Origin of the sequence: Streptomyces sp. L2 (genome assembly GCF_004124325.1) — a bacterium.
In the GTDB taxonomy this organism is placed as follows: Bacteria; Actinomycetota; Actinomycetes; order Streptomycetales; family Streptomycetaceae; genus Streptomyces.
Genome location: NZ_QBDT01000001.1, coordinates 6848395 through 6875130, shown reverse-complemented (window position 1 = coordinate 6875130; position 26736 = coordinate 6848395). Strand labels below are relative to the sequence as shown.

Sequence of the window (26736 nt, the reverse complement as noted above, 5' to 3'; positions counted from 1 at the left end):
GGGCCCGACCATGCGACCGACCCACTTCACCGCCTACGTCGTCGGAAACGGCCCCCTCGCCCGCGCCTGCGTCCAGCACCTCCTTGACCGGGGACACGCGGTGGCCGCCGTACTCACCGAGGACCCGGCCCTCCACGCGTGGGCGCGTACCCGGGATCTGCCCGCCACCCTGTGGGCACCCGGGCACCCCTCCCCCACCCCCGTGGCACACGACTACCTCTTCAACATCGTCAACTGCCGTACGATCCCCGGCGCGATCCGGGCCGCGACGGCGGTCGGGGCGATCAACTACCACGACTCGCTGCTGCCGGCTTTCGCCGGGTACCACACCACGACGTGGTCCATCGCCGCGGGATCCGACACCCACGGAGTGACCTGGCACGACCTGGAGGGCGACCTCGACGCCGGGGACGTGCTCGTGCAGCGCCCGGTCGCCGTCCTCCCGGACGACACCGCCTTCAGCCTCAACACCCGCTGCTTCGAGGCATCGGTCGACTCCTTCGCGGAACTGGCCGGACGGCTGGCCGACGGCACCGCGCGGGCCGTGGCCCAGGACCTGTCCGCCCGCACCTTCACCTCCCTGCAGTCCCGCCCCGCCGGGGCGGGGATCGTGGACTGGCACCAGCCCGCCGACGTTCTCCGGCGCCTCGTCAGGTCACTGACGTTCGGACCCACCCTCAATCCCGTCGCCACCCCGAAGGCGCTGACGGCCGACGGCCTGTTCGTCGTCGAACGGTTGGAGACCACCGGTACGCCCTCCACCGCGGCGCCCGGCACGGTGATCTCGGCCGAGGACGACCGACTCCTCGTCGCCACCGGGGACATGGACGTCCGTATACGCCTGCGGCCGCTCGCCGGGCTGACCGGTGGTGACCGGCCACGGCCACGCCGGCCGGAACCCGGGGAGTGCTTCCGCTCGCTCACCACGGCCGAGGCCGCGGCGGTGCGGGAACGCTGCGAGCGGCTGGCGCCGGGGGAACGGCGCCGTGTGCCGGGGTTGGTCCGCGCGTTCCGTGCTCTCGGGCCCCTCCCTGCTCTCGCTGACGTCCCCGCGCGGTCCGCGGTGTCGGTGTCCCCGGCGCCGGCAGACGGTTCCGGCGCCGCCGGGCGGCCCCGCGGTGCGGTCCTGGTCCTCGACCGGCCGTTGCTCGACGCCCTCGGGGACCGCGGCTTCGAGCCCGCCCACGCGGTGGCCACCGCCCTGCACGTCATCACGGACGCGTGCGGTACGGGTCCCACCCATCTCTGCTGGAGCAGCGCGGAGCTGCGGGCGGAGGCCGCGGACAGCCACGGCGTCCTCTCGAACCTGCTGATCGACGTCCTGGAGGTCTCCTCCGGCGACCCCGTCGACGCCGCGGTCCGCCGCACGACCCGCCGCGTCCACGCCCTCACCGCCCTCGGACCGCTCACCGCGGACCTCGCCGACCGGGTACCCGAACTGCGTACGGCCGTCGGCCGTGCTCTGCGGCACGTGCCGCTGATGACGTTCGGCATGTCGCCCGAGGAGGCGGTGCCGCTGGCGGCGGGCCGACGGCTCAGCCTTGTGGGCGACCCCGGCGATCCCGCCACCTACACGTGGTGGACCGACGGCACCGCCGAGGCCGACCGGGACGCGGAACTGCTCGGTGAGCGCGTCCTGCGCTGGCTGCGCGCGGCGGTGGCGTGCGCGGACGGCACGGTCGCCGAACTGCCCCTGCTGGCCGAGGCCGACCGGCGGGTGGTGGAAGCGGCAGCGGGGCCCGTCACCGAGGTCGAACGGTGCGGACTGCACGACCTGGTGGCACGGTGCGCGGAAGCGGACGGCGAGGCGATCGCGGTCGTGGCCGGCGGCCGTACGGTGTCCTACGCGACGCTGAACGCGGCGGCCGACGCCGTCGCGGCCCGGCTCGTACGGGACGGCGTGGGACGCGGACACACGGTGGGCGTGGCCATGGGCCGCTCACCCGAACTCGTGGCCGCCTTCCTGGGCGTGCTCAAGTCGGGTGCGGCGTACCTGCCACTGGACCTCGCCCACCCGGTGGAGCGCCTGCGCTCCATGATCACCGACTGCCGTCCGCCCGTCGTCCTCACGGACGCCCGCCCGGCGACGGACCTCGACTGGCTGACCGAACCGGACGTCCGTGTCTGCGCGTTGGATTCGGTGGAGGCGCTCGCCACGACGGGGGGCGGCGCCGCGCCCGTCGCCGGCCCGGTCCACCCGGACGACGCCGCCTACGTCCTCTACACCTCGGGTTCCACCGGACGGCCCAAGGGTGTCGTCGTACCTCACCGGGCCGCCGTCAACCACATGCTCTGGATGCGGTCCGCGTTCTCCTTCGGGCCGGGTGACCGGGTGCTGCAGAAGACACCGGTGAGCTTCGACGCGTCCGTCTGGGAGTTCTTCGTGCCCCTCGCGGCCGGCGCCACGCTGGTGTGCGCGGAGGAGGACGAGCACCGCGACCCGGGCCGCCTTCTGGCGCGGCTGCGCGCATCGGGTGTCACCGTGGTGCAGTTGGTCCCCACCATGCTGCGTGCCCTCCTCGACGAGGGCGGCCTGGCCTCCTGTCCGCGACTGCGCGAGGTCTTCGTCGGCGGCGAGCGGCTGGACGCGGAACTGGCCCGCCGGTTCACCGCCGCCTCGCCCGCACGGCTGACGAACCTCTACGGTCCCACCGAGGCGACGATCGACGCGCTCTCCTGGACCGTGGACCGCGGTGCCGGGGACGAGGACCCGCCGATCGGGCGTCCCGTGGCCAACTGCGTGGCGTACGTGGTCGACGACAGCGGTCGGCTGCTTCCCCCGGGGGCGCGTGGCGAACTGTGCCTGGGCGGCGCGGGGCTCGCGCTCGGCTACGGACGGCGGCCGGAACTGACGGCCGAACGATTCCCCACCGGGTGGGTGCGGCAGCTCCCCGGCGTCCGCCTGTACCGCACGGGTGATGTCGCCTCGCTCGGCGCGGACGGCGCCTTCCGCTACCACGGACGGCTCGACGACCAGGTCAAGATTCGCGGCCATCGCGTCGAACCCGCCGAGGTCGAGTCCGCCCTCCTCACCCACCCGCACGTGCTCGCCGCGGCGGTGACCGCCCCGGTCGGCGCCACCGGCGACAGGCGACTCGCGGCCTTCGTCGTCCCCGGCCACGACGCGCCCGACGACCTCGTCTCCGAACTTCGCTTGCATTGCCAGCAGTTGCTGCCCGCCACCATGGTGCCGACCACGTTCACCGTGACGGACGCCCTGCCCACCACACCGAGCGGCAAGATCGACCGGCGCGCCCTGACCGCCCCCGCCGCCCTCGCCGACGACACCGAGGCGGAGGGCCCCGAAGCGGAAGGCCCCGTCGCGGAAGACGCCGGCCGCGCCGGGCAGCCGTGCGACGACGGCCGTACCCGCGTCGACGGCTCCGGCTCGGTCCTCGCCGTGGTGACCGGCATCTGGCGGGAGATCCTGGGCATCCGCCGGATCACGCCCGACGCCACCTTCCAGGACCTGGGCGCCGACTCGCTCCACCTGATGCGGGTGCGTGCGATGGTCAAGCGGCGGCTGGGCGTCGATCTGCCGGTGACCGAGTACTTCCGGCACGCCACCGTGGCCGCCCAGGCCGACCGCATCGGGCGGGCGTCGGCGTCTCAGGCTCAGGCTCGCCCCGGTCCCGTCCCGTCCGGCCGCACGCCGGTGCCCTCGGCCGGTCGCACCGAACCGGTCGCCATCGTGGGGGTGGCCTGCCGCCTGCCGCAGGCGCGTACCGCGGAGGCGTTCTGGAACCACCTGCTGGCCGGGGCGGAGCTGATCACCCCGCCCGCGACCGATGCCGGACGCGCGGCTGTCGGGGCGACGGATGGCCCGGCGTACGTCTCGGCGCACGGTGACGTACCCGAGCACGACCGCTTCGACGCGGGATTCTTCGGCTACAGCGCCGCGGACGCCCGGCTGCTCGACCCTCAGCACCGCGTGTTCCTGGAGACCTGCTGGGAGGCGTTCGAGGACGCGGGGACGGACCCCGCCCGGGCCGAGGGGCCCATCGGGGTGTTCGCCGGCAGCGGCCACAACGCCTACCTCCTGAACAATCTGCTGCCCGACCGGTTCCGGCTCGATCCGCACACGGGTCTCGCCCCACTGCTCGGCGGCTCCCTGGAGGCCTTCCAGGTTCTGGTGTCCAGCGAGAAGGACTTCCTCGCACCCCGGGTCTCCTACAAACTCGACCTCACCGGACCCAGCATCACGGTCCAGACCGGCTGTTCGACATCGCTGGTCGCCGTCCACCTGGCCGTGCGGAGCCTGCGGGCGGGCGAATGCCGTACGGCGCTCGCCGGAGCGGTCTCGCTGCGCGTGCCCCAGAACGCCGGCTATCTGTACGAGCAGGGGGGCGTGGTCTCCCCGGACGGCCACTGCCGGCCCCTGGACGCGGCGGCCGCGGGCACCGTGTTCACCGGAGGCGCGGGCTGTGTCGTTCTCAAACGGCTCGGTGACGCCCTGCGCGACGGCGACCGGATCCACGCCGTCATCCGGGGCAGCGCCGTCAACAACGACGGCGCTGCCAAGGTCGCCTTCTCGGCACCGGGTGTGCGCGGACAGTCCGACGCCGTCCGCGCCGCACTCACCGACGCTGCCCTCACGCCCGGCGAGATCGGATACGTCGAGGCTCACGCGACGGCCACCCCGCTCGGCGACCCACTGGAGGTGACCGCGCTCGCGGAGGCCTACGACTCCCTCGAACCGGATCTGCCGCGCGGCCGTATTCTCCTGGGCTCGGTCAAGGGCAACGTCGGACACACCGACACCGTCGCGGGTGTCGTGTCGCTCATCAAGGCCGCGATGATCGTCCGTACCGGTGTGGTGCCGGCGACGGTCAACTTCCGCCGCGCCAACCCGGGTATTCGCCTCTCCCACACACCCTTCAAGGTGGCGGCACGCAGGCGCCGGTGGGGGTCTTCGGTCCGGCGGGCGGCCGTGTCCTCACTCGGTGTCGGCGGCACCAACGCGCACCTGGTGCTGGAACAGCCGCCCGCCGAGGACACGACCCCCGCGGGCCCCCGCCCCCACCTGCTGCTCGCCTCGGCGCGGACCCGGACGCAGCTGGGCGCGGTCACCGCTCGTCTCGACGCCGCGCTGGAGAACGCGGGACCGTCCCGGCTCGCCGACGCCGCGCACACCCTGCGCAACGGCCGCAGACACTTCCCGTTCCGCGCCTACCGGCTCACCGAGCCCGGCAGCCGCTGGATCGAGGCACCCGTCACGGAGCGGGACGGCACCGTGTTCCTCTTCCCGGGCCAAGGCGTGCAGTACGCGCGCATGGGGCGTCATCTCTACTCCCACGAACCGGAGTTCCGCCGTGTCGTCGACACGTGCGCGGCGATTCTGGAGCCGCTGACCGGATACGACGTCCGGAACGTCCTGTACGGGAACGCCTCGGGCCGCCGGCTGCTGGCCTCCACCCGGTACGCCCAGCCGGCGCTGTTCACCGTCATGTACGCCCTTTCCGCGACGCTGGAACGCTGGGGTGTACGGCCCACGGCGGTCATCGGGCACAGCGTGGGCGAGATCGCCGCGGCCACGGTGGCGGGCGTGTTCACGCTGCGGGACGCCCTGCGCTTCGTGGCCGTCCGCGGCCGGGCCATGGAGGAGTGTGCCCCCGGTGCCATGCTGGCCGTCCGGCTCGCGGAGCCACTGGTACGGGCCGAGCTGCCCTCCGGCCTCACCGTCGCCGCCGTCAACGGCCCCGACGACACGGTCGTCGCCGGACCACCGGCCGCCCTGGCCCGGTACGCGCGGTGGTGCCGGGAGCAGGGCCGGGCGGTGCTCGGGCTGGCCTCCCGGCGCGCCTTCCACACCGAGGCGATGGCGGTGGCCGCGGACGAACTGGAGCGTCTGGCCGGCACACTGGATCTGTCGGCGCCGCGTCTCACCCTGGTCTCTACCGTCACCGGCCTGCCCCTCGGCGACGACGCGGCGACGGCCGCCCACTGGGCGCGCCAGGCCGTGGCCCCGGTCCTCTTCGGCGCCGCGCTGGAGCACCAGTTGCGGCACGACGGACAGAACCAGACGCTCGTGGAGGTCGGAGCCGGGCAGGTCCTGACCCGTCTCGCGGCCGCCCGGGGTGCGACCGGTGCCCGTGCCACGCTCCTGCCGGGCCGTCCCGGCCCGGCGGCGCACGAGCGCGCTACGCTCCTCGACGGTCTGGGCCGGCTGTGGCAGGCAGGGGTCCCGCTGGACTGGGACCGGGTCGGGGCCGTCGGCCGCGGCCGCACCGTCTCCCTCCCCGGCTACCCCTTCGCGCGTGACCGGCACTGGCACGAGCCCGCGCACGCACCCGGCGATGCGACCGGCCTCGCCACCCCGCCGCGGCACGTGAAGGCCGGCCCGGCCGAAGGGGCACGGCGGGCCCGGACGGGGTCGGCCACCGTCGGGGTACGGCAGTGGACGCGGACGAGCCTGCCACCGGACGGGCCCGTTCCCGGGCCGGACGCGGACACCTGGATCTGCTACGCGGACGCCGACGGGCTGCTCCTCGCCGCCCTGCGGGGCCGTACGGCCGTGACCGTCCGCCCGGGCCCGGGCTTCCGCAGGACCGGCGAGCGGACCTACGAGATCGACCCCGCACGGGAAGGGGATCACCGGCGGCTGTTCGCCGTACTGGCCGACGAAGGTGTGCGCGCCGCCCGTCTGGCCTACGGCTGGACACTGGACGCCGCCCCCATCCGCTCCGACCAATCCCCTGCCCCGGCGCCCTTGTTGGCGGCCCACCGTGCGTGGCGGGCGGCGTTCCCCGCGTCGCCGGGCACCCTGTTCGCGGTGGGCGCGGGAGCGTTCTGCGTCACGGGGGACGAGGACCTCCACCCGGCGCAAGCCGCCGTGGCGGCCCTGGTCACCGTCGTCGGCCAGGAGGACGCCCTCACCCGCTCCCTCTACGCCGACCTCGACGACAGCACCCGCGCACCACACCGGCGACCGTGGACCGCGGCCCTGCTCGCCCGGCTCGCCGACGGCGTGGCCGCCGGTCAGGTCGCCCTGCGTGGCCGGTACCTGTGGACGCCCGACGTCCAGCGGATGGAGGCCCCACCGGTCATCCCGCCGCCCGCCGACGGCACCACCCACGTGATCCTGGGCGGTGCGGGCCGGCTCGGGCTGCTGCTGGCCCGGGAACTCGCCCGACCCGGCAACGCCCGGATCCTCCTGGCGAGCCGCTCCCTGACCGCTGCCGGCGACCCGGGGAACCCCGATGCCGTCACCGACCTCCGCGCCACCGGCAGCACGGTCGAGACGGCCCACGTCGACGTGACCCGGCCCGGCAGCCTGGCACGCCTCCTCGACGCGGCGGCCGCGCGATGGGGGCGGCTGGACTCGGTGATCCACGCGGCGGGCGTCACGCACGAGGACGCCACCACCGTGCTCGCGGAGACCTCCTGGAGCCGCGCCGAGGCGATCATGCGCCCCAAGACGGTCGGCGCCGACAACCTGGTGGCGGCCCTCCGCGGCAGGGACGTCGGACGGGTCGTCCTCTTCTCCTCCACCTCGGCCGTCCTCGGCGGCCTGGGTCTCGGCCCCTACGCCGCGGCCAACGCCCACCTGGACTGCCTGGCCACCCGACTGTCACGCGAAGGCGACACACGGTGGCTGAGTCTCGGCTGGGACGGCTGGCACACGGACGACGAAGGCGCGTGCGAGGCCCACGAGCTCGCCGTCGAGCACGCCCTGGAGGCGTACCGGCGGACGCTCGCGGCTCCCGCCGAGCCGCATCTCCTCGTCATGGCCGCGGACTTCGCCGAACGCCACCGCACCTGGGCCCACCCCGCCGACCTGGACGCCGCCCCCGATCCCGACCCCGGGGGGGCCGGCCGGGCCCCTTCCCCGAACCTCTCCCCGCCCCCGTCGACGCCCCCGGGACCTACCGGCGAACCGGAGCCGGCCGGCACGGTACGGCACGAGGGCGACGCCACCACCCGGATCCTCGCCGGCATCTGGAGCGAGGTCCTCGGCCACGAGCCCATCGGTCCACGGGACCGCTTCCGCGACCTGGGCGGGGACTCCCTCGCGGCCACCCGTGTCGCCGCCCGGATCCGCACGGCGTTCGGACACGACGTACCGCTGCGCCAGGTACTCAAAGCGAAAACCCTCGACGACATGGCCGCCGTGGTGCGCTCCGCCGCACCCCGGCCCACGTCGGACACCCCCGTCCCATCCCCTACCCGCGGTCACAGGAGTACGCCATGAAGCAGATCGTCGTCGGATACGACCCCATGGGCGAGCAGTTGGCACAGGCGGTCCTCGAAACACTCCAAGAGGCCGGTCACGGCTACGAGATCACCCCGGGATCGGGCGCCGAGAACTATCCCGACATCGCCTGGGAGACGGCGCTGCGGGTGTCCGGGGGCGGCTACCACTCGGGGGTCCTGATCTGTGGCACCGGGCTCGGTATGAGCATCACGGCGAACAAGGTCCAAGGGATCCGGGCCGCTCGGTGCACCGACACGTACAGCGTGGAGAAGGCGCGCCGCAACTCCGCGGCCAACGTACTGGCCCTGGGGGCGGAACTCACCCCGCCGGCCGTCGCCAGGACCCTGATGCAGGTCTGGCTGACCCACTCCTTCGACTCCGCCCGCTCGGTGCCGAAGATCGAGCGCATCGAGGCCCTCGCCGAACACGCGGCAGCGCTGCGATGACCGCCCCGCCCACGGCCTGGGTCTTCGGCACCGGCGGCATCGGCGCGGCGGTCCGGGACCGGCTCGCCGGCGAGTACCGCACCGTCACCTTCGACCGTGCCGACGATCCCGGCCGGGCCGGCACGCACCACCGGGTCGACGTGCGGGACCGCGTGGCCCTCGCCAGCGCCGCCCGGGACGCCGTACTGCGCTGGGGGCCGCCCGCCGTCGTGGTGCTGGCCTTCGGCACGGTCTCCCCCGCGACCGTCGAGGACGCGGAACCGGACGACGTCGACCGGATCGTCGGGGACAACTTCGTCGGCTGCGTCAACGTCCTGCACGTCCTGCACCGAACGCCCCGCCCCGGCACCTGTGTCTGCCTCGTCGTCTCCTCCAACGCCGCGCGGGTGGCCCGCCCCCGGCAGCCGCTGTACGCCGCGACGAAGGCCGCGGTGGCGAGCCTGGTCCGCAGCCTGGCGCCGGCCTGGGCACCGGAGGGCCTCCGCCTCGTCGGGGTGCTTCCGGGCACCGTCACCGTGAGCCGCAACGAAGAACGGGTGCGCCGGCAGTACCCGCACGCCCCCGCCGACCCGGCACGTCCCGGCGGCCGTCTGGTCACCCCCGGGGAGTTGGCGGACTTCCTCGCCGGGCTGGTCCCGCACGCCCATCACCTCACCGGTCAGCTCCTGACCTACGACGGAGGCAGCACCCTGGGAGCGGCCCGGTGATCGCGGCCGACGTCCGCCAGGACGCCGCGTCGGTCGTGCGGGCGCTCACCGACGCCGTACCCGACGTGGTGATCGCCACCTGGGGAGGCACCGCCCGCGCGGAGATGACGGCCCGCAGCGACCTGGACCTCATGTGCTGGAACCCCTCCGGCGCGCCACTGCCCGAAGTCGACCTCGGCGGCGGCAGGTACCTCGACCTGGTCACCTGCTCGGGGGACGCCTCCCGGCTGCGCTCCTGGGCGCGGACGAACGCCACCGACCTGCACGCGGTGATGTTCAGCCGGCCGGTCGGCGGCGACCCCGCTCTCCTGCCGGCCTTCCAGGAGGCCGTCGGTACCCTGTGGCGTGACGCGACGCTCAGGGCCCGGGAGGTCGTCCACCTCCTGGCAACCGCCACGGCCCTGCCCCGGGTGCACGGCCCGCACCTGCAACGTCCCGAGAAGTTCGGTCTAGGGGGCACCCGTGGCTGGACCGCGCTGGGCGAGTGCGAGGCACTGGTCGACGGACGGCTCCGTCACCGGACGACCACGGCCGCTCTGACAGCACTGGCCGCAGGCGGCGAGGCCGACCCGTGCGCACCCGACGCCTTCGCCGCGGCGATGCTCCTGCGCCGGCGCTGCGAGAGCGGGGGCGCCACCTACGACGACCACAGGGCCGTCTACGCGCTGCTGTCCTCCCTGTACCTGTCCAGTGCCCGCCGCCTGCTCACCGACCGGCTGCCGTGGCTGCGCGAGCACGCGGCGACGGAGGTCGCGACCCTGCGCCGCCTGTCGGACGGACTGCTCGGCGACAGCGGTCTCGGCGGCACCGAGCCGCCGGACACGACGGACCCCTGGGCCGCCGGCGAGGGGTGCTCGGAGACGGAGACCATGCTCCGGGTCTTCACCGCCCGCTCCCACCGGGACGTGGCCGTCCTGCTGGCCTCGCCGCACGGAGGCAGCTGGTGGGTGCGGCACGCCGCCCTCATGAACCCCTGGACCGACGCCGAAGCCCTGCGCCGGATCATCCGGCACACCGAACGGAGCGGGGACTGGTGGGGCGACCGCAACCTCGTCCTCTACGCGATCCGGCACCCCAACTCCTCCTTCGACCTGCTGGACGACATCGTCCGGATCTGTCCGGGACTGCGGCTGATGGACCTGGAAGCCGTCCGCGTCCGCAGAGCGACCCTCGACTTCAGCGACCACACCCCGAAACTACGAGACAAGTAGGTGTACTCCATGACCATCCGCCTGTACTGCCCCGCCTGCGAGGACCGGACCCCGTCCGCCGACGAACTCGCCCGCTACGTCTGCGACGGCTGCGGCGGCGCCCTCGCGCTGCGGCTTCCCGAGCCCGGGCCGTTCGCCCGGCTCGTCGCGCCGGAGCGTGGCCTGCCCTGGCGCTACCCGGACCTCGTCCCGGTCGACTACGAGCCCGCGCTGGACGACGGGGTCGGGCCTCGCGTCATCCGCAGCACACTGATGGAGTCGAGGCTCGGTGTCGACCAGGTGCACCTGATCGACTGCACCCGGTTCGGCACGGGCACCTTCAAGGACCTGGAAGCCGCCATCGTGCTCGCGGCCGCCAAGCAACTGGGCCTGCGCGACGTCTCGGTCCACTCGACCGGCAACACCGCCCTGGCCTACCGCCACTACGCCCAGCGGGCCGGTGTGTCCTGCGCCGGCTACGTCCCCGAGCGCAACCTCGACAAGCTGGGGGACGTCGAGGCCGATCCCCAGCAGCCGGTCTACTCCCTGGACTGCGCCTACGCCGAACTGTCGGGGCTGGCGAAGAAGGCCGCCGCCGAAGCGGGACGCCGGCACCTGGCCCCCTTCGACTGGAAACTCGAGGGCAAATCCGTCCTGGCCGCCGCCATCTACGAGACGGTGCCGGACACCGACACCATCGTGCAGACGGTCGCCGGCGGCTACGGCCCGCTCGGGTACGAGGTCGGCTTCTCGCGGCTGCGCGACATCGTGGACACCCCTTCGGGCGTCCTCGCCGAGCGGCGCTACCTGCTCTTCCAGCCGGCGGACGCGGACACGCTCACCTGGGCCTGGCAGAACGGCGCCGAGGAGGTCGGCGAGGACGACCTCCGGCTGCCCGACGATCCCTACGAGCCCACCCTGCAGTCCACCAACCCCGTCGCGACGCTGCCCCAGTTGCGCCGGGACCTGCCCGAGGGAACCGAGCTGCGGTCCGTCGGCGCGCAGGACGTCGAAGGGCTGCGGCCCGTCGTGGACGAGATACTGGCGGACGCCGGCATCGAACTCGACCACACGCGCGAGAAGTCCGCCTACATCTCGCTGGCCGGCCTGCTCAAGGCACGGCTCGACCCCGGCGCCAGGATCGCCGTCGTCGTCTCCGGCTCCCGGCCGTTCACCGCACCGGCCGGCCCCGGCGTGTCGGAGAGGCTCGGCTCGTGACGCGGGCCCTGACCGGGCCGGACGCCCCCACACACCCGATCTTCGCGGACTACACCGCGGCCGATCCCCGCGCCGCGCTGCACACGATGACGGCGGACGCGGTATCGGTGGAACCGAGGACGGGCGCCCTCGTCGTCACCTCCTACGCCCTCGTCCGTGACCTGCTGACGCATCCGGCGCTGACCAACATGCCCCAGCACGACCCCCTGGTCCAGGCCGGCTTGAGTGACCGTCAGATCGCACTGCACCGTCCGGTCATCGACTTCTTCCGCGCCTGGGGCGGCCATCACGCGGAGGTACGGCGCCGTCTGCTGCCGGCGTTCGGCCGCCAGCAGCTCCAGCCGGTAATGCCCCGGCTGCGCGAGGCGTGCGCCGGCCTGCTGGGCGATCTGCGCGAGAGGCGCGAACCGGACGACTGGATCGAGCGGTTCTGCCGACCGTACTGCCTGGCCGTGCTCGCGTCGGTCTTCGGCTCCACCCTCGCGCAGATGGACGCCCTCGCCGCCTCCACCGACGGGCTGATGGCCTATGTGGCCAAACCCGGCTCCCACCTGGATGACGACCTCGCCCACCACGCCAGGGCCTCCATGGCCCGCGCGCGGGCCGCCGTACAGGAGACGGTTCTCGACGCCCCCCGCACGCTCCTCGCGAAGGCGCTCCGCTCGATCGCCGACGACCCCCGGCTCGGCGAGGCCGTGGCCGTGGCGGTGGCCGTCCAGATCATCACCGGAACGATGGACCCCCTGGCCGCCACGCTGACCGAGGCTCTGCTGCGCTACCCGGACCCGGGCGCCGACCGTACCGCCGGCGGGCCGGGCCACGCGCGGAACGCCGAGGAGTACACCGAGGAGACGGTCAGACTCAGCTGCCCGTTCCGGTTCGCCGTCCGCTACGCCACCGCGGAACTGGACATCGCCGGCCACCGGGTCCGCACCGGGCAGCGGGTGCTCCTCGTACTGGGCTCCGCCAACCTCGACGAGGACTTCTTCCCCGACCCACTCGCCTTCCGCCCCGGCGACCGGGACAACCGGCACCTCGCGTTCGGCAGGGGAGCCCACATGTGCATCGGGTCCCAGCTGGCCCGCGCCGCCGTGGCGATCCTGACCGAGGCACTGGACCAGGGCGACTTCCTTGTCGAAGCCGACCACGCCACGCTGCGGCGGGCCGGCCACCTCGGCGCCGACCAGATCACCGGCCTGCGGGTCCACGTCCGGTGACACCGCCACACCCGGGCCCGTCCTCACGCCGGGCGGGCCCGCCGCCCGGCGTGCTCGTCGTGTTCGACCTCATGGGAACGTTGCTGCACGATCCCTACCGCACCGCCTACGCCCGGGCGGCCGGCTGCACCTTCGAGGAATTCCAGCGAGCCCGCTCGCCGGAGGTCTACGACCGCTTCGAACGCGGCCACATCGACGAGGACGCCTACTGGGGCAGTCTGCGCGCGCACGGCGTCGATGTCGACGTGCCTACGTTCCACCGGCTGCGGCGGGCGGGGTACCGCTGGCTCGGCGGGATGCGAGCGCTGCTGCGTGACTGCGCGGCCGCACACCCTACCGTCATCGGCTCCAACTATCCGGTGTGGATAGCCGACGCCACGCGTCTGATCCCCGAGGAGCCGGCCGTGGACGTCTTCGCCTCGTGCCATCTCGCGGTCCGCAAACCCGACGCCCGCTTCTTCGAGGCCGTCGCCCGTGCGACCGGTCGCACCGTGCCCGACCTGGTACTCGTCGACGACAAGGAGGAGAACGTCCGCGCGCTCCTGGCGCTGGGCGGTCGCGCCGTTCACCACACCTCGTCCCGGTCCACCCGGCAGGCCCTGGTCGACCACGGTCTCCTGCCGGACGCACCGCGTCGCGGCCCGGTGCCCGGTCGTCCCGCACCGTAATCGTGCCGACAGGATTGTCCCTCACACCGTACCGGCGTATATCCAGGCGGGGGCCGTCCGTCACGTCCTGCTCCGTCGGAGCAGGTGCCGAACCGGCCCTCACCTCGCCCGCATGCTCCCGCACACCCCGTCAGCAGCCGATGCAGTCCTTCCTTCCCCAGGAGGAGCTCATGTTCGCCAGATCCCGGCCGAGCCGGTACCTGCCCAGCGCGCTGAGACGAACTGTGCAAGCCCTCGTCGCGGCGGGCCTTTTGAGCCTGCTGGCCGTGCCCTCGTCCGCGTCGGCGGTCGATCTGCCCTGGTCCCCCGGTACCTCGTCCGGCGCGCTCAACAGCCTCACCAGCGTGAGCAACCCCGACTGGATGAGCCAGGTCCCCGATGCTGTCGGGCTGGGGCAGATGTCGATCCCCGGCACGCACGACACCCTCGCGATCCACAGCGGCATCGCGCCCTGGTACTGGGAAACCCAGGAGAACCACGGCGACAGCGCCGACACGCTCACCGCCCAGCTGAATGCCGGCATCCGTGAGATCGACATCCGCGTCAGGGCCGTCGACAACGGCACGGCGTTCGCCGTCCACCACACGAACGTCTACGAGCACGCGAACTTCGACGACGTCCTGACCAAGGCAGGGGCGTTTCTCGCCGCCCATCCGGGCGAGACCATCATGCTGAAACTGGCTGGGGAATGCGGTTACGGATCCGGCATCGGATACTGCACGGACGACCCGTCCTCCACGACAGGGGCCGACAGGGCCCGCATCTTCAGGGGCTACCTGGCCCGCTACCCGGGCCTTTTCTGGGCACCGTCCGTCGCCGGTACCGGCACCGCGGCCACCCCTGCCCTCGGAGAGGTCCGCGGCCACATCGTCCTGGCCTCGTTCGGCAACAGCGTCGACGGCTACGGCCTCACCGGCCTCGACACCGGGAACATCCCCTGGACGGAGTGCGACCTCGACACGCGGTGGTCCGAGATCCAGGCCCGGCTTCAGCAGGTGGCCGGCGACACGACGAACACCGTCGACTCCACGGGGCTGTCGGCCAGCTGCCCCCCGTTCGGCGCCACCTACACCGACATCGCCAACGGATACGGCGGCGGCCAGGGAATGAATCCCCGCCTGCTGGACTACCTGAACACCATGACGGCCACACCGGCGTGATCGAGATGGACTGGCCCGGCGGCCGGCTCATCGCCGCCATCATCGAACGCAACGTCCTCAGCCGTAACCAGTTGTGGAAGAACACCCGCAACCCCGACGGCAGTTGGCGGCGGTTCTCCGCCGTGCCGGGCGCCGAGGGCCGACCGGTGTTCACCTCTCTCGGACCGCCCGTCACGTCGCTGCACGACCAGGCGATCGCCGGCATGCCCGACAACACGGCACGGATCGTCGCGGTCGGCACCGCAGGAGGGACGTGGACGGCGGCGCAGAACGCGACAGGGACGGTGGGCGACTGGCAGGCCCTGGACACCCCGGCGAACCAGGCACCCGTCAACGTCGCGGTGACCGGCATGCGAGACGGCAGCACCCAGATCGCCGCCGTCATGCCCGACCACGGCCTGTACCTCGAAACCCGGCGAGCCGACGGCACGGTCACCGGGTTCCAGCGGGTACCCGGCCGGAGCCCGGGAACCGACTGGTCAGCCGTCGGCGTCGCCCTGGCCGGAATGTCCGACGGGAGCACACAGGTGCTGTCCGTCAATCACGCGGACGGACTGCTCTACCTCGTCGTGCGCGGGCCGGACGGCACGTTCGGCGACTGGAGCGAGGTGCCCGGGGTCGCGGGCGAGCGGGGTTTCCAGGCCCACGACCTGGCGATCACCGCCATGCAGGACGGCTCGTCGCAGCTTGTCGCGCTCGGCCCGGAGAACTGGGTCTGGCACCAGATACGTTCGGCCTCCGGCGCGTACACCGGATTCGCCCGGATGAACGGGTACGGCGGTGCGTCGACGTTCACCGCCACCTCCGTGAGCATCGCGGGCATGTACGACGCCGGCTCGGCGCAGGTGGTCGCCGTCGGCATCGACGGCCGCGTCTACCACAACGGCCGCTTTCCCAACGGCACCTGGACCGGCTGGGCACCTCCCGCAGGCCCCTTCGGCTCCGCCGGCATCGCAGCCGACCCGGTCAGCATCACCGCACTCCCGAACAACCAGAGCATCGTGCTCGCCACCGTCTACAAGCCGTAACATCCCAAGCTCCTGCGTCTCCGACCGGTGCGCGCCGACGAACCCGAGGCCGCGTGGAGCATGCTGATCGGCATCGTCGCCTCGGCTGCGGGCGACACGAGTGAAGGGTGAGCCGTGTTCTACTACCTGCTCAAGTACGTGTTGCTCGGTCCTCTCCTCCGGCTGGTCTTCCGGCCCCGGATCGAGGGGCTGGAGCGGGTGCCGGAGTCGGGTGCCGCGATCGTCGCCGGGAACCATCTCTCCTTCTCCGACCACTTTCTGATGCCGGCGATCCTCAAACGCCGCATCACGTTCCTCGCCAAGGCCGAGTACTTCACCGGACCGGGCCTGAAGGGGCGGCTCACCGCGTTCTTCTTCCGCAGCGCAGGGCAGATCCCGGTGGACCGCTCGGGCAAGGAGGCCGGGCAGGCCGCGATCCGGGAGGGGCTCGGAGTACTCGGCAAGGGCGAGTTGCTCGGCATCTACCCGGAGGGCACCCGCTCGCACGACGGACGGCTCTACAAGGGCAAGGTCGGTGTCGCCGTGATGGCGCTGAAGGCCGGGGTGCCGGTCGTGCCGTGCGCGATGATCGGCACGTTCGAGGCGCAGCCCCCGGGCAAGGTGATCCCGAACATCCACCCCGTCGTCATCCGCTTCGGCGAGCCCCTGGACTTCTCGCGCTACGCCGGCATGGAGGACGAGAAGGCGGTGCTGCGGGCCATCACCGACGAGATCATGTACGCGATCCTCACGCTGTCCGAGCAGGAGTACGTCGACGAGTACGCCGGCGTCGTCAAGGCGCGGGAGGCGGAGGAGGCGGAGCGGAGCAAGGGCGGGAGGCGGAGCAAGTCCGGGAAGGGTCGCCGGTTCCCGCGGACGCCGAGAAGCTGACCCCGCACCGGCAGAGGGGCGGCCGATGTTCCGGCCGCCCCTCCTCGCCGTGCGGTTCCGGGCCGGGCTACGGCTCGGGGGTCGCGTGCGGTGCGCAGGTCACGTCGGCGGAGTCCAGCGTGCCCTTGAGCAGGTAGGCGTCGACGCGGTCGTTGATGCAGGGGTTGACCAGGCCGGTCACGCCGTGCGAGCCCGCGCCCTCCTCGGTGATCAGGCGGGAGCCCTTGAACCGCCGGTGCAGATCGACGGCGCCCGGGTAGGGGGTGGCCGCGTCACGCGTGGACTGCACGATGAGCACGGGCGGCAGGCCCCGGTGGGTGCGCACCTCGACCGGGGTGTGCTGCCGGGCGGGCCAGTGGGCACACGGCAAATTCATCCATGCATTGGCCCATGTCATGAACGGAAAGTCCCGGTTGAGCCGGGTGTTGTCCCGGTCCCACTTGTGCCAGCTGGTGGGCCAGTGGGCGTCGGCGCACTCCACGGCCGTGTAGACGGCGTTGCTGTTCTCCGCCCGGATGTTGCCGGCCGTGTCCGACAGGTCGGGGGCGGCCGCGTCGACCAGTGCCTCGGTGTCACCGGCGACGTACTTGCTGAACGTGGTCGCCACCGGCACCCACGCGGAGTCGTAGTACGGGGCGCTCTGGAAGTAGGAGATCAGCTCGGCGGGACCGACGACGCCGCCGAGGGGGTGCTTCTTGGCGGTGGCGCGCAGCTGGAGCCACTTGTCCTGGACGGCGGCGCGGGTCGTGCCGAGGTGGAAGTCGGCGTCGTGGGACGCGACCCAGTCCTCCCAGTCCTTCCAGCGGCCCTCGAAGGCGATGTCCTGGTTCAGGTTGGCCTGGTACCAGATGTTGGAGCGCGCGGGGTCGACGACACTGTCCACGATCATGCGGCGCAGGTGGCCCGGGAACAGGGTGCCGTAGACGGCGCCGAGGTAGGTGCCGTAGGAGACGCCGAGGTAGTTGAGCCGGCGCTCACCGAGGGCGGCCCGGATGACGTCGAGGTCGCGGGCGGTGTTCGGGGTGGTCATGTACGGCAGCATCGCGCCGCTTCGCTCGCCACAGCCCTCCGCGTACTCGCGGGCCAGCTTGCGCTGCGCGTTCTTGTCGGCCCGGGTGTCGGGCACCGGGTCCGCCTTGGGCGCCTTGACGAACTCCTGCGGGTCCATGCAGGAGATGGGCGCCGAGTGGCCGACGCCGCGCGGGTCGAAGCCGACGAAGTCGTAGGCCTTGGCCACCTTCGTCCACAGGGCGCTCTTGCCGGTGACCCTGCGCGGGAAGCTCAGGCCCGAGCCGCCGGGGCCGCCCGGGTTGTAGACGAGAGCGCCCTGCCGCTCCTGGGGGGTGCCGGTGCTTCCGGCGCGGTCGACGGCGAGCCTGATCTGCTTGCCGTACGGGCGTGCGTAGTCCACGGGCACGGTGACCCAGCCGCACTGGATCGGCTTGGCGAGTCCCCAGTCGTCGGGGCAGGCCTGCCAGTCGATGCCCTTCTTCGCGGCACGGGCGGCGGCGATCTCGACGCCGTGGCCCGCACCGCCCGTGCCGTGCCGTGCCTCGGCGACGGCGGCGGGTGCCGAGACCGTCCCGGCTATCAGGGTCGCGGTGACGAGCGCCCCGGCTGAACCGAGCGCCCCCAAGCGGCTCTTCGCAACGGTGTGCCTCAAGTCGGCCTGCCCCCTCCATTGGCTGTACATGGTCAGGCGAGACACTGTCAGCCGTGCACAGCCCACGCACAGGGGTCCGCACCGGTTCTTTGCCAATCCGATAACCGGAGAGCGGGGTCTCGTTGAGCGGACTGACCGGGCGGGCTACGGGTCCAGCAGCGCCAGCGCCTCGTCCAGCCGTCGGCGCAGCAGCAGCGCGTCCGCGGCGACGGCGGTGACCAGGGCGGCGGGCCCGGCGAGGGGCATCAGGGCGGCCTCCTCCCCCAGCATCCTCGCGTCCACCGGACGTGCGGCGAATTCCGGCCGCACGACGACCAGTTGTCCCAGCGCGCGGTGTCCGGCGAGCACGGCCGGCCCGTCCCAGCCGCCCGGCGCGCCCGGCCCGCACGCGAGTTCCTGGTCCAGCACGGTCCTCCCGCCGACCCGCACCGTCAGCCGACTCGTCAGCCGGCCCGGTTCCTCGCCCGCCCGCCCCAGCACCTGCTCCTCGCGCAGCACGAGCCGGGCCCCGGGGGCGAGGTCGGCCCGCGTGCCGACGTACAGGTCGCTGCCATGGGCCGAGATCAACTGCTCGGGCAGCCAGTGCAGTTCGGCGCCGTCGGCCACGTCGAGCCGTACGTCGTAGCGCGCCGCGTCCGGAGTCTGCCCGGGCAGGGCGAGGGTGGCGGCGGCCGAGCCGACGTACAGCCGGGCGCCCGCCTCCACCCGGGCCGCCAGCGAGAAGTGGTCGCCGCCCAGCGGGCCGCTCATCGCGCCGACCAGCATGACCCGTGCCTCGCCGCCGGCCGCCCGGGTGCGGCGGAGCGCCAGGGGCCCCTCGCCGTCCAGCACGGGCAGGGCCGTACCGCCGCGCCCGTCGGACCGCGCGACGACCCGGGCGCTCGCCCGGACCCCGGCCGCCCTCACGCCGCCCACGCGGCGAGCCGCTCCCGCACCCAGCCGGCCACGTCCGCGACTCCGCTGTCCGCGCGCAACGACTGGAAGACGACCGGGAGTCCGGCCCGCTGCGCCTCGGCGTCGGCGGCCATCCGGGCCAGGTCGGAGCCGACGTACGGCGCGAGATCGGTCTTGTTGACGACGAGCAGGTCGGCGGTGGTGACGCCCGGCCCGCCCTTGCGCGGGATGTCGTCGCCGCCGGCCACGTCGATCACGAAGATCTGGGCGTCCACGAGCCCCTTGGAGAAGGTCGCGGTCAGGTTGTCCCCGCCCGACTCCACGAGCACGAGGTCCAGCGGCCCGACCGCGTCCTCCAGGTCCTCCACCGCTTCGAGATTGGCGGAGATGTCGTCCCGGATCGCGGTGTGCGGGCACGCCCCGGTCTCGACGGCCGCGATCCGCTCCGGCGGCAGCACCGCCTCCCGCAGCAGGAACTCCGCGTCCTCCCGGGTGTAGATGTCATTGGTCACGACGGCCAACGCCAACTCGTCCCGCAACGCCCGGCACAGGGCCGCGACCGTGGCCGTCTTCCCGGACCCCACGGGCCCCCCGAGCCCGATCCGCATGGCCCGCCGCGTCCCGTCGGGCCGCCGGGCATCAGCACTGACGGCACCGGCGCCGGGCGGAAGGTGATCAAGATGCATAGGGAACTCCATGTGAAACCAAGCCCGTCCGGCGTTCGAGGACGAGGGAAAATCAGCCCGTCCGGCGTTTGAGGACGAGGCCGAAGGCCGATAGGGGGGCACGGGGGCGCAGCCCCCGAAGGTCGGGAAGGAAAGGGGCGGCGGGGGCGAGCAACCCCCGGACGGCCCCCTCAGGAGGCGAACAACCGCACACCCCACCCCGCATGCCACTGCGCCCCCACCTCCAGCAGAGGCCCGGACGCCGCAGGCAGAGCGGCAACCCCCTCCACCCCCACCCGCCGCGCCGCCGACACCGCCCCCTCCACGACCCCGTCCATCTCCGGCGCCAACCGCGCCAACACCCCACTCGCATCGAACGGATCGAGGCTCAGCAACCGCACCACAGCGCTCGCCGCCCCACTCACGCTCTCGTACACCGCGCAGTACGCGGCATCCTCCGCCCCGAGCCCCGCCGCCCGCGCGGCCACCCCCAGCACCACCGGCTGATGAGCCCCCTTGGGGAACTCCCCCGCCAGAGCATCGAGTCCGGCCGAAGGCCAGCTCGCCCGCGCCGCCCGCGTCAACTGCCGCCCGAGCCGCCGCGCGGCACTCCGCAACGCCGGTGAGGGCGTCCGCGCGTCCGCCGCCGCGTCCAGCTCCCGCGGATCGCACCCCAGCGCGGCGGCGGCCGCCAGCGCCCCCGCCACCAGCCCCGCGGTGTGCAGCCGCCCTCGGCAGAACGCCTCCAGGCTCGCGGCCGAGGTGATCCGGCCCGCCTTGACCGCGGCCTCCGCCCCGCCGGAGTGGGCGTGTCCCCCGGCGGGAAACCGGCCGTCGGCCAGGACGAGCAGCGCCGCCCGTGACGTAGAGGCGGCCATCAGAAGAGGAAGTACCGCTGGGCCATGGGAAGTTCGACGGCCGGAGTGGCCTCGACGAGTTCGCCGTCGATGCGCACGGCGAAACTGTCGGGGTCGACGCGCACGTCCGGGCGGGCGTCGTTCTCCCGCATGTCGGCCTTGCCGACCGTGCGGGTGGACTCGATCGCCACGAACCGCCTGCCGAGCCGAAGGCGTTCCGGCAGCCCGTCCTCGATCGCCGACGGTGCCACGAAGTTCACCGAGTTCGAGGCCGGCGCGCGGCCGATCGCGCCGAACATCGGGCGGGGCAGCACCGGTTGCGGCGTGGGGATCGACGCGTTGGCGTCGCCCATCTGCGCGTAGGCGATCTGGCCGCCCTTGAGCACGAGGAGCGGCTTGACCCCGAAGAAGGCGGGCTCCCACAGCACCAGGTCGGCGAGCTTGCCGGTCTCGACCGAACCGATCCGGCCGGCGAGGCCCTGGGCGAGGGCCGGGTTGATCGTGTACTTGGCGACGTAGCGCCGTACCCGGTGGTTGTCGGCGCGGGTGTCGCCCGGCAAAGCGCCGCGCCTGCCCTTCATGACGTGGGCGGTCTGCCAGGTCCGCATGATCACCTCGCCGACGCGGCCCATGGCCTGGGAGTCGGAGGAGATGATCGAGATCGCCCCGAGGTCGTGCAGGACGTCCTCGGCGCCGATGGTGGACGGCCGGATCCGGGACTCGGCGAACGCGAGGTCCTCGGGGACGGCCGGGTTGAGGTGGTGGCAGACCATCAGCATGTCGAGGTGTTCCTCGACGGTGTTGACGGTGAACGGGCGGGTCGGGTTGGTCGAGCTGGGCAGCACGTGCGGCTCGGAGACCACGGTCATGATGTCGGGTGCGTGCCCGCCGCCGGCGCCCTCGGTGTGGTACGAGTGGATGCTCCGGCCGGCGATCGCCGCGAGGGTGTCGCCGACGAAGCCGGCCTCGTTGAGGGTGTCCGTGTGGATGGCGACCTGGACGCCGGTCCGGTCCGCGACGGTGAGCGCCGCGTCGATGACGGCCGGGGTGGACCCCCAGTCCTCGTGCAGCTTCAGGCCGAGGGCGCCGCCGCGGATCTGGGAGAACATCGCCTCGTGGGAGACGGTGTTGCCCTTGCCGAGGAATCCGACGTTGACCGGGTACGCCTCCATCGCCTCGAACATCCGGGCGAGGTGCCAGGGGCCGGGCGTGACCGTGGTCGCCTTGGACCCCTCGGCCGGTCCGGTGCCGCCGCCGACGAGCGTGGTGATGCCGGAGGCGAGAGCCTCGTCGGCGACCTGCGGGCAGATGAAGTGCACGTGCGCGTCGATGGCGCCGGCGGTGAGGATCCGCCCGTTGCCCGCGATGATCTCGGTCTCGGGTCCGATGACGAGGTCGGGGTGGACGCCGTCCATGGTGTCCGGGTTGCCGGCCTTGCCGATGCCGGTGATCAGGCCGTCCCGGATGCCGACGTCGGCCTTGACGATGCCCCAGTGGTCGACGATGACGACGCCGGTGACGACGGTGTCGGGGGTGCCGTCGGCGCGGGTGGCCCGGGACTGGCCCATGGACTCGCGGATGACCTTGCCGCCGCCGAAGACGGCCTCGTCGCCGCTGCCGCCGGGGCCGCCGGCGCGGTCCTCCTCGATCTCGATCAGCAGATCGGTGTCGGCGAGCCGGATCCGGTCGCCGGTGGTGGGGCCGAACAGGTCGGCGTAGGCGGCGCGGGAGACCTCAGGCATCGAGCGCGCCTCCGGTCTCCCCGCGCAGTCCGGGCACGATCCGGGCGCCGGCGAGGGGCACGAGTTCCACTTCGACGGGGACGCCGGGCTCGAAGCGTACGGCGGTGCCGGCGGCCACGTTCAGCCGCTTGCCGCGCGCGGCTGCTCGGTCGAACTCCAGGCCGGGGTTGGCCTCGGCGAAGTGGTAGTGGGAGCCGACCTGAACCGGCCGGTCGGCGGCGTTCAGGACGGTCAGGCTGGTCACCTCGCGGCCCTCGTTGCAGTGGACGGGGTCGTCGGCGAAGAGCAGCTCTCCGGGAATCACGGCGGCCCCCTCAGACGATCGGGTCGTGGACGGTCACGAGCTTGGTGCCGTCCGGGAAGGTGGCCTCGACCTGCACGTCGTGGATCATCTCGGGGACGCCGTCCATGACCTCGTCGCGGATGAGGACCTTGCGGCCGGACGACATCAGCTCGGCGACGGTACGGCCGTCACGGGCGCCTTCCAGGACGTGCGATGTGATGAGGGCGACCGCTTCGGGGTGGTTGAGCCGGAGCCCGCGGGCCCGGCGCTTCTCGGCCACGTCGGCCGCCACATGGATGAGCAGCCTCTCTTGCTCGTGCGGAGATAGTTGCACGTCCCACCTCACAGGTCCTTGCTCCGGACCGTGCGGGGTCCGGTTGCCGCAGCCACCGCGACGGGGACAGGTGTAACACACAGACAAACTGCCCGAGCGGGGGCAACCCGGGCAGAAAAACCCCTGGTGACGTGGATCGGCAGACTAAGGCGCCGGAGTTTCAACGACGTTAACCAGGCTTTGAGCGGCGGATGACCGCGACTTGGGTTCGCCCATACCGGACAGGCGGCGCGGGTACGGGAATTGACGGCACGTACGCCGACGACGCCACGCCCCTCGCACCCCGTGCCCCGTGCCCCGTTCAGGACACGCCAGGTCCCCGGTGCTCGGCGGCGATCCCGAACCTCTGGCGTTCCGGGGCGGCGGGCCTGACCTCGTGGACCCCGGACACCGAGCTGATCACCTGCTCCTCGGCCGGCTCGTCGAGCGCGTCCAGCCGTTCGAGATCGGCGGCCGAGACGAGCGCGACGAGCGGCTTGCCGTGCCGTGTGACGACGACGCGCTCATCGCCGTACACCACCCGGTTGATCAGGTCGGCCAGCTCGGCCCTGGCTTGCGTCACCGGAATCTCGTAGGCCATGCCCCCATCCTATCGCGTCACGTACGTTGCGTACGTCCTGTACATTTTTTACAGCCGCGGGGCCGACGGAGGCCCGGCCGCGAGGAGGGGTACACGCATGTCCCGACCGTCCGCCCGCCACGTCCTGCCCGAATTCACCGAGCGCACCCGCTCCGGTCACCGCACGCTCGATCCGTACTCGAAGCTGTTCGACGAGCGGATCGTCTTCCTCGGCACCCACCTCGACGACACGGCCGCCATCGATGTGACGGCACAGTTCATGCAGCTCGAACACGCCGCCCCGGACCGGGACATCTCGCTGTACCTGAACTGCCCGGGCGGCTCGCACAGCGCGATGACAGCCGTCTACGACACGATGCGGTACGTCAGTTGCGACGTGGCCACCTACTGCCTCGGGCAGGCCGCCTCGGCCGCGGCGGTACTGCTCGCGGCGGGGACACCGGGGAAACGGTTCGCTCTGCCGGGCGCGCGCATCGTGCTCGAACAGCCCTCCCTGTCCGAGCCGGTGACGGGCATGCCGAGCGATCTGGCCATCCAGGCGGAGGAGTTGGCCCGGGTGCGCGCGCTGATGGAGGAACTGCTCGCCCGGCACACCGGGCGCGGCGCGGAGCGGGTCCGCGACGATCTGGAACGGGTGCTCGTGCTGGACGCCCCGGCGGCCGTGGAGTACGGCCTGGTGGACGGCGTCGTACCGCGGCGCGGGGCCGCGCCGACCGTTCCGGGTACGCCGGGCGATCCGACCGCTCCGGGCGCACCGGGTGCTCCGGGCACTCCGGGCGCGCGGTGAGCCGCCGGTGCTGCCCGAGGAACTCCCGCCTCTGCCCGCGCTGACGCGCGCGGAGGGTGAGCTGGTCGACCGGTACCTGGACGTGGTCGACCTGCTGGGCCGCGTCAATCCGGCCCGGGACGCCGACACCTACCGCGCTCTGCGAGCCGCTCAGGCCCTGGTGCGCAAGGCGGAGGAGTTGCGGGACGCGCTCGCCCTGATGCACCGGCGCGGCGAGACGGAACCGCACGGGGAGACCCTGGCGCGGGCGATGCGCGTGCTGGACGGCGAGCGGCGCACCGCACGCCTCATCCTGCCGCCCGGCGGGCCGGGCTGACCGGTCCCGCCGGCCGATGCCAGGCTCGGCGGATCCGTCCCGCAGCTCCCCTCGGCACGTCGTTCGGGCCGGAGTTGAAACGGCCCGAACGACGGACCCACGTCCGGCGTATTTTCAGCATTTTTACTGTCTTTTTCGAGGGTCGGCCGGCTTGCGCGCCGAATTGGGCCGTTCGGCGCAGCCGAAGGTTTTGGGCCAGGTCCGGGGCCGCGTACGGCACCTGACGATGTCTCGAACACAGTGAAGTCCACCCGAACGGGCGAGTGGTGAGTAACGCCACAAAGGGGCGGTTCCGTTGGGATTTTCGGACACGTGTGAGTGAAGATCCCTGACTGACGACAAGCCCCCGCCGCAGCGGCGGGGCGGTCCGGGCGGACGCCGAGTCCTGCCGCCGCCCGGACGACCGGTCGACAGGAGTGGATCGGCAGGAGTGGAGGACCCGAGCAAGACGGGTCGCCGGCACGGACGTTCGTCGCAGACGGGCGGATGTGCCGCGCAGCCCTTGGGGTGAAGTCGCGAGAACGCGACCGGGCAACTTCGCCAGCCCGAATCCGACAGGTCATCCTTCACAGGCGGCTGACGAAGGGTTGCGCATGACTGCGCTCAATCGTGTCCCGTCGCTGATGGCACGTGCCGGTACGGCCTCTGCCCTCACCCTCGCCGCCGTGGGCGGCACCATCGTGGCGCCGGGTCTGTCCGCCGACGCCTCGGCCGCCACCATGGCGACGAAGGCCCTCCGGGTCGCGGCGTCCAAGAAGGGCTCCCCGTACCAGTGGGGGGCCACCGGGCCGCGCAGGTTCGACTGCTCCGGGCTCACGCTGTACTCGTTCAAGAAGGCGGGCAAGAAGCTGCCCCGCACGGCGGCGCAGCAGTACAACCGGACGCACCACGTCTCGGCCGACCACCGAAAACCGGGCGACCTGGTGTTCTTTCACTATGGATCCAGCGTCTACCACGTCGGCATCTACGCCGGGAAGGGAAAGATCTGGCACGCACCGAGGACGGGGGAAGTGGTGAAGCTGGAGAAACTCTGGACGAACCACGTCTGGTACGGCCGGGTCAGCTGACCCGGCTCCATGCGGTGAGCGGCGCGGCTCCGGAGGGGGCCGCGCCCGTGCTCTCCCGGGCGGGGGCCACGCGCCCGCTCTCCCTGTCGGGGGGGCCGCGCCCGTGCTCTCCCGGGCGGGGCCACGCGCCCGCTCTCCCGGACGGGGGGCACGCGCGTGCTATACCGCCGGCCCTTAGCGCCCGCCGGCCCGCCCTAGGTTTCCTGCTGGCCCGCGGCCGGTACCGGTTCCGCGGGGGCCGTCCAGGGCAGTTCGATCAGCACCGTCTTGCCGCCCTCGCGCGTGGGCCGGACCCGGAGCCTGCCGCCGCACTCGGCGGTGAGCCAGCGGATGATGACCATGCCGCGGCCGTTGTCCTGCTGGACGGCCGCCGGGAGTCTCTTCGGGAAGCGCGGGTGACTGTCCGTGACGCCGATGCGCAGGTCCTCGTCACGGTCCAGGGCGAGGTCCACCGTGAACGTGGGTGACTGCCCGAAGGTGTGCTGTACGGCGTTGGTGGCCAGTTCGGAGACGATGAGCCGCACGGTGTCGGCCGCGTCGGTGTCCGACGGCAGGCCCCACTCCGCGAGGGTGCCCAGCACGTAGGCGCGGGCCGCGGAGACCGAGGCGGGATCGCTCGGCAGAGTGACGGATGCTTCCAGGTGGTCTGCCATGGCGACGTCGTCCCTTTCCCCCGGGGCCGCGGTCCGACAAGGAGCGGCTGGTTCGAGTACGGTCCCGGACTGGTGCTTCCTCGTCAGACTGCCACCACCGGACCGGTCACGGGGAGCGATCCACCAAGATATGCATATATCTGTCGCTCGATGCGGTGAACTCTGCGACGGCAGAGCGTATTTGGGCGGCCCGTAAG

General features: G+C 72.7%; 22 protein-coding genes and 1 riboswitch. Of the genes, 13 read left to right on the top strand and 9 right to left on the bottom strand.

Features of this window, described 5'->3' with window-relative positions; all coding sequences use genetic code 11:
* The first annotated feature begins 10 nt into the window (after positions 1-10).
* The 10 genes from DBP14_RS30845 (at position 11) to DBP14_RS30800 (ending at position 16698) form a co-directional block, all read left to right on the top strand.
* On the top strand, positions 11-8191 hold the full coding sequence (locus DBP14_RS30845; protein ID WP_129310692.1) for a polyketide synthase: 8181 nt from the start codon (positions 11-13) through the stop codon (positions 8189-8191).
* The gene (locus DBP14_RS30840) at positions 8188-8640 is read left to right on the top strand and encodes an RpiB/LacA/LacB family sugar-phosphate isomerase (protein ID WP_129310690.1); all 453 of its coding nucleotides are present in this window, start codon (positions 8188-8190) and stop codon (positions 8638-8640) included. Before DBP14_RS30845 ends, DBP14_RS30840 begins: the two co-directional genes overlap by 4 nt.
* Complete coding sequence (locus DBP14_RS30835; RefSeq protein ID WP_129310688.1) at positions 8637-9347, top strand: SDR family oxidoreductase; 711 nt, start codon at positions 8637-8639, stop codon at positions 9345-9347. The genes DBP14_RS30840 and DBP14_RS30835 overlap by 4 nt, the downstream gene beginning before the upstream one ends.
* Positions 9344-10558, top strand: coding sequence for a hypothetical protein (locus DBP14_RS30830; RefSeq protein WP_129310686.1), 1215 nt, complete (start codon positions 9344-9346; stop codon positions 10556-10558). Before DBP14_RS30835 ends, DBP14_RS30830 begins: the two co-directional genes overlap by 4 nt.
* Positions 10559-10567: 9 nt before the next feature.
* Positions 10568-11755 carry a pyridoxal-phosphate dependent enzyme gene (locus DBP14_RS30825; protein WP_129310684.1) on the top strand — a complete coding sequence of 396 codons (1188 nt, stop codon included), beginning with the start codon at positions 10568-10570 and terminating at the stop codon, positions 11753-11755.
* Complete coding sequence (locus DBP14_RS30820) at positions 11752-12972, top strand: cytochrome P450 (protein ID WP_129310682.1); 1221 nt, start codon at positions 11752-11754, stop codon at positions 12970-12972. Before DBP14_RS30825 ends, DBP14_RS30820 begins: the two co-directional genes overlap by 4 nt.
* Positions 12973-13031: 59 nt before the next feature.
* Complete coding sequence (locus DBP14_RS30815) at positions 13032-13640, top strand: HAD-IA family hydrolase (protein WP_129310680.1); 609 nt, start codon at positions 13032-13034, stop codon at positions 13638-13640.
* A 170-nt stretch (positions 13641-13810) separates the two neighbouring features.
* The gene (locus DBP14_RS30810) at positions 13811-14800 is read left to right on the top strand and encodes a phosphatidylinositol-specific phospholipase C domain-containing protein (RefSeq protein WP_164992438.1); all 990 of its coding nucleotides are present in this window, start codon (positions 13811-13813) and stop codon (positions 14798-14800) included.
* Positions 14797-15828 (top strand): hypothetical protein, encoded by a 1032-nt coding sequence (locus tag DBP14_RS30805; RefSeq protein ID WP_129310676.1) that lies wholly within the window; start codon positions 14797-14799, stop codon positions 15826-15828. The genes DBP14_RS30810 and DBP14_RS30805 overlap by 4 nt, the downstream gene beginning before the upstream one ends.
* Positions 15829-15942: 114 nt before the next feature.
* Positions 15943-16698: a lysophospholipid acyltransferase family protein gene (locus DBP14_RS30800; protein WP_129310674.1), complete on the top strand. Its 756-nt coding sequence runs from the start codon at positions 15943-15945 to the stop codon at positions 16696-16698.
* Positions 16699-16765: 67 nt separating this feature from the next.
* Here DBP14_RS30800 and DBP14_RS30795 read toward each other — a convergent pair whose 3' ends face one another.
* From DBP14_RS30795 to DBP14_RS30760, 8 genes are all read right to left on the bottom strand, one after another.
* Positions 16766-18391 (bottom strand): alpha/beta hydrolase, encoded by a 1626-nt coding sequence (locus DBP14_RS30795; RefSeq protein WP_129310672.1) that lies wholly within the window; start codon positions 18389-18391, stop codon positions 16766-16768.
* A 114-nt stretch (positions 18392-18505) separates the two neighbouring features.
* Positions 18506-19267 carry an urease accessory protein UreD gene (locus tag DBP14_RS30790; RefSeq protein WP_129312165.1) on the bottom strand — a complete coding sequence of 254 codons (762 nt, stop codon included), beginning with the start codon at positions 19265-19267 and terminating at the stop codon, positions 18506-18508.
* Positions 19264-19941 (bottom strand): urease accessory protein UreG, encoded by a 678-nt coding sequence (gene ureG / locus DBP14_RS30785; RefSeq protein ID WP_129310670.1) that lies wholly within the window; start codon positions 19939-19941, stop codon positions 19264-19266. Before ureG ends, DBP14_RS30790 begins: the two co-directional genes overlap by 4 nt.
* Before the next feature lie 170 nt (positions 19942-20111).
* Positions 20112-20798, bottom strand: coding sequence for an urease accessory UreF family protein (locus DBP14_RS30780; protein ID WP_129310668.1), 687 nt, complete (start codon positions 20796-20798; stop codon positions 20112-20114).
* Positions 20798-22519: an urease subunit alpha gene (locus DBP14_RS30775; protein WP_129310666.1), complete on the bottom strand. Its 1722-nt coding sequence runs from the start codon at positions 22517-22519 to the stop codon at positions 20798-20800. Before DBP14_RS30775 ends, DBP14_RS30780 begins: the two co-directional genes overlap by 1 nt.
* Complete coding sequence (locus DBP14_RS30770) at positions 22512-22823, bottom strand: urease subunit beta (protein ID WP_129310664.1); 312 nt, start codon at positions 22821-22823, stop codon at positions 22512-22514. Before DBP14_RS30770 ends, DBP14_RS30775 begins: the two co-directional genes overlap by 8 nt.
* Before the next feature lie 10 nt (positions 22824-22833).
* Positions 22834-23136: an urease subunit gamma gene (locus tag DBP14_RS30765; RefSeq protein ID WP_129310662.1), complete on the bottom strand. Its 303-nt coding sequence runs from the start codon at positions 23134-23136 to the stop codon at positions 22834-22836.
* A 301-nt stretch (positions 23137-23437) separates the two neighbouring features.
* Positions 23438-23716 carry a type II toxin-antitoxin system Phd/YefM family antitoxin gene (locus tag DBP14_RS30760; protein WP_129310660.1) on the bottom strand — a complete coding sequence of 93 codons (279 nt, stop codon included), beginning with the start codon at positions 23714-23716 and terminating at the stop codon, positions 23438-23440.
* A 97-nt stretch (positions 23717-23813) separates the two neighbouring features.
* Here DBP14_RS30760 and DBP14_RS30755 point away from each other — a divergent pair, with 97 nt between their 5' ends.
* From DBP14_RS30755 to DBP14_RS30745, 3 genes are all read left to right on the top strand, one after another.
* On the top strand, positions 23814-24503 hold the full coding sequence (locus tag DBP14_RS30755; RefSeq protein ID WP_129310658.1) for an ATP-dependent Clp protease proteolytic subunit: 690 nt from the start codon (positions 23814-23816) through the stop codon (positions 24501-24503).
* A 7-nt stretch (positions 24504-24510) separates the two neighbouring features.
* On the top strand, positions 24511-24819 hold the full coding sequence (locus DBP14_RS30750) for a hypothetical protein (RefSeq protein ID WP_129312164.1): 309 nt from the start codon (positions 24511-24513) through the stop codon (positions 24817-24819).
* 366 nt (positions 24820-25185) lie between these two features.
* Positions 25186-25409, top strand: a riboswitch (cyclic di-AMP (ydaO/yuaA leader).
* 3 nt (positions 25410-25412) lie between these two features.
* Positions 25413-25886 carry a C40 family peptidase gene (locus DBP14_RS30745; RefSeq protein ID WP_129310657.1) on the top strand — a complete coding sequence of 158 codons (474 nt, stop codon included), beginning with the start codon at positions 25413-25415 and terminating at the stop codon, positions 25884-25886.
* Between the two features lie 194 nt (positions 25887-26080).
* Here DBP14_RS30745 and DBP14_RS30740 read toward each other — a convergent pair whose 3' ends face one another.
* On the bottom strand, positions 26081-26539 hold the full coding sequence (locus tag DBP14_RS30740) for an ATP-binding protein (RefSeq protein WP_129310655.1): 459 nt from the start codon (positions 26537-26539) through the stop codon (positions 26081-26083).
* Between the last annotated feature and the right edge of the window lie 197 nt (positions 26540-26736).

What these genes read in the sequence shown, in the direction of transcription:
- DBP14_RS30845 (WP_129310692.1), top strand. Translation starts at nt 11, where the DNA reads ATGCGACCGACCCACTTCACCGCCTACGTCGTCGGAAACGGCCCCCTC.
- DBP14_RS30840 (WP_129310690.1), top strand. Translation starts at nt 8,188, where the DNA reads ATGAAGCAGATCGTCGTCGGATACGACCCCATGGGCGAGCAGTTGGCA.
- DBP14_RS30835 (WP_129310688.1), top strand. Translation starts at nt 8,637, where the DNA reads ATGACCGCCCCGCCCACGGCCTGGGTCTTCGGCACCGGCGGCATCGGC.
- DBP14_RS30825 (WP_129310684.1), top strand. Translation starts at nt 10,568, where the DNA reads ATGACCATCCGCCTGTACTGCCCCGCCTGCGAGGACCGGACCCCGTCC.
- DBP14_RS30810 (WP_164992438.1), top strand. Translation starts at nt 13,811, where the DNA reads ATGTTCGCCAGATCCCGGCCGAGCCGGTACCTGCCCAGCGCGCTGAGA.
- DBP14_RS30795 (WP_129310672.1), bottom strand. Translation starts at nt 18,391, where the DNA reads ATGTACAGCCAATGGAGGGGGCAGGCCGACTTGAGGCACACCGTTGCG.
- ureG (WP_129310670.1), bottom strand. Translation starts at nt 19,941, where the DNA reads ATGCATCTTGATCACCTTCCGCCCGGCGCCGGTGCCGTCAGTGCTGAT.
- DBP14_RS30780 (WP_129310668.1), bottom strand. Translation starts at nt 20,798, where the DNA reads ATGGCCGCCTCTACGTCACGGGCGGCGCTGCTCGTCCTGGCCGACGGC.
- DBP14_RS30775 (WP_129310666.1), bottom strand. Translation starts at nt 22,519, where the DNA reads ATGCCTGAGGTCTCCCGCGCCGCCTACGCCGACCTGTTCGGCCCCACC.
- DBP14_RS30760 (WP_129310660.1), bottom strand. Translation starts at nt 23,716, where the DNA reads ATGGCCTACGAGATTCCGGTGACGCAAGCCAGGGCCGAGCTGGCCGAC.
- DBP14_RS30755 (WP_129310658.1), top strand. Translation starts at nt 23,814, where the DNA reads ATGTCCCGACCGTCCGCCCGCCACGTCCTGCCCGAATTCACCGAGCGC.
- DBP14_RS30745 (WP_129310657.1), top strand. Translation starts at nt 25,413, where the DNA reads ATGACTGCGCTCAATCGTGTCCCGTCGCTGATGGCACGTGCCGGTACG.
- DBP14_RS30740 (WP_129310655.1), bottom strand. Translation starts at nt 26,539, where the DNA reads ATGGCAGACCACCTGGAAGCATCCGTCACTCTGCCGAGCGATCCCGCC.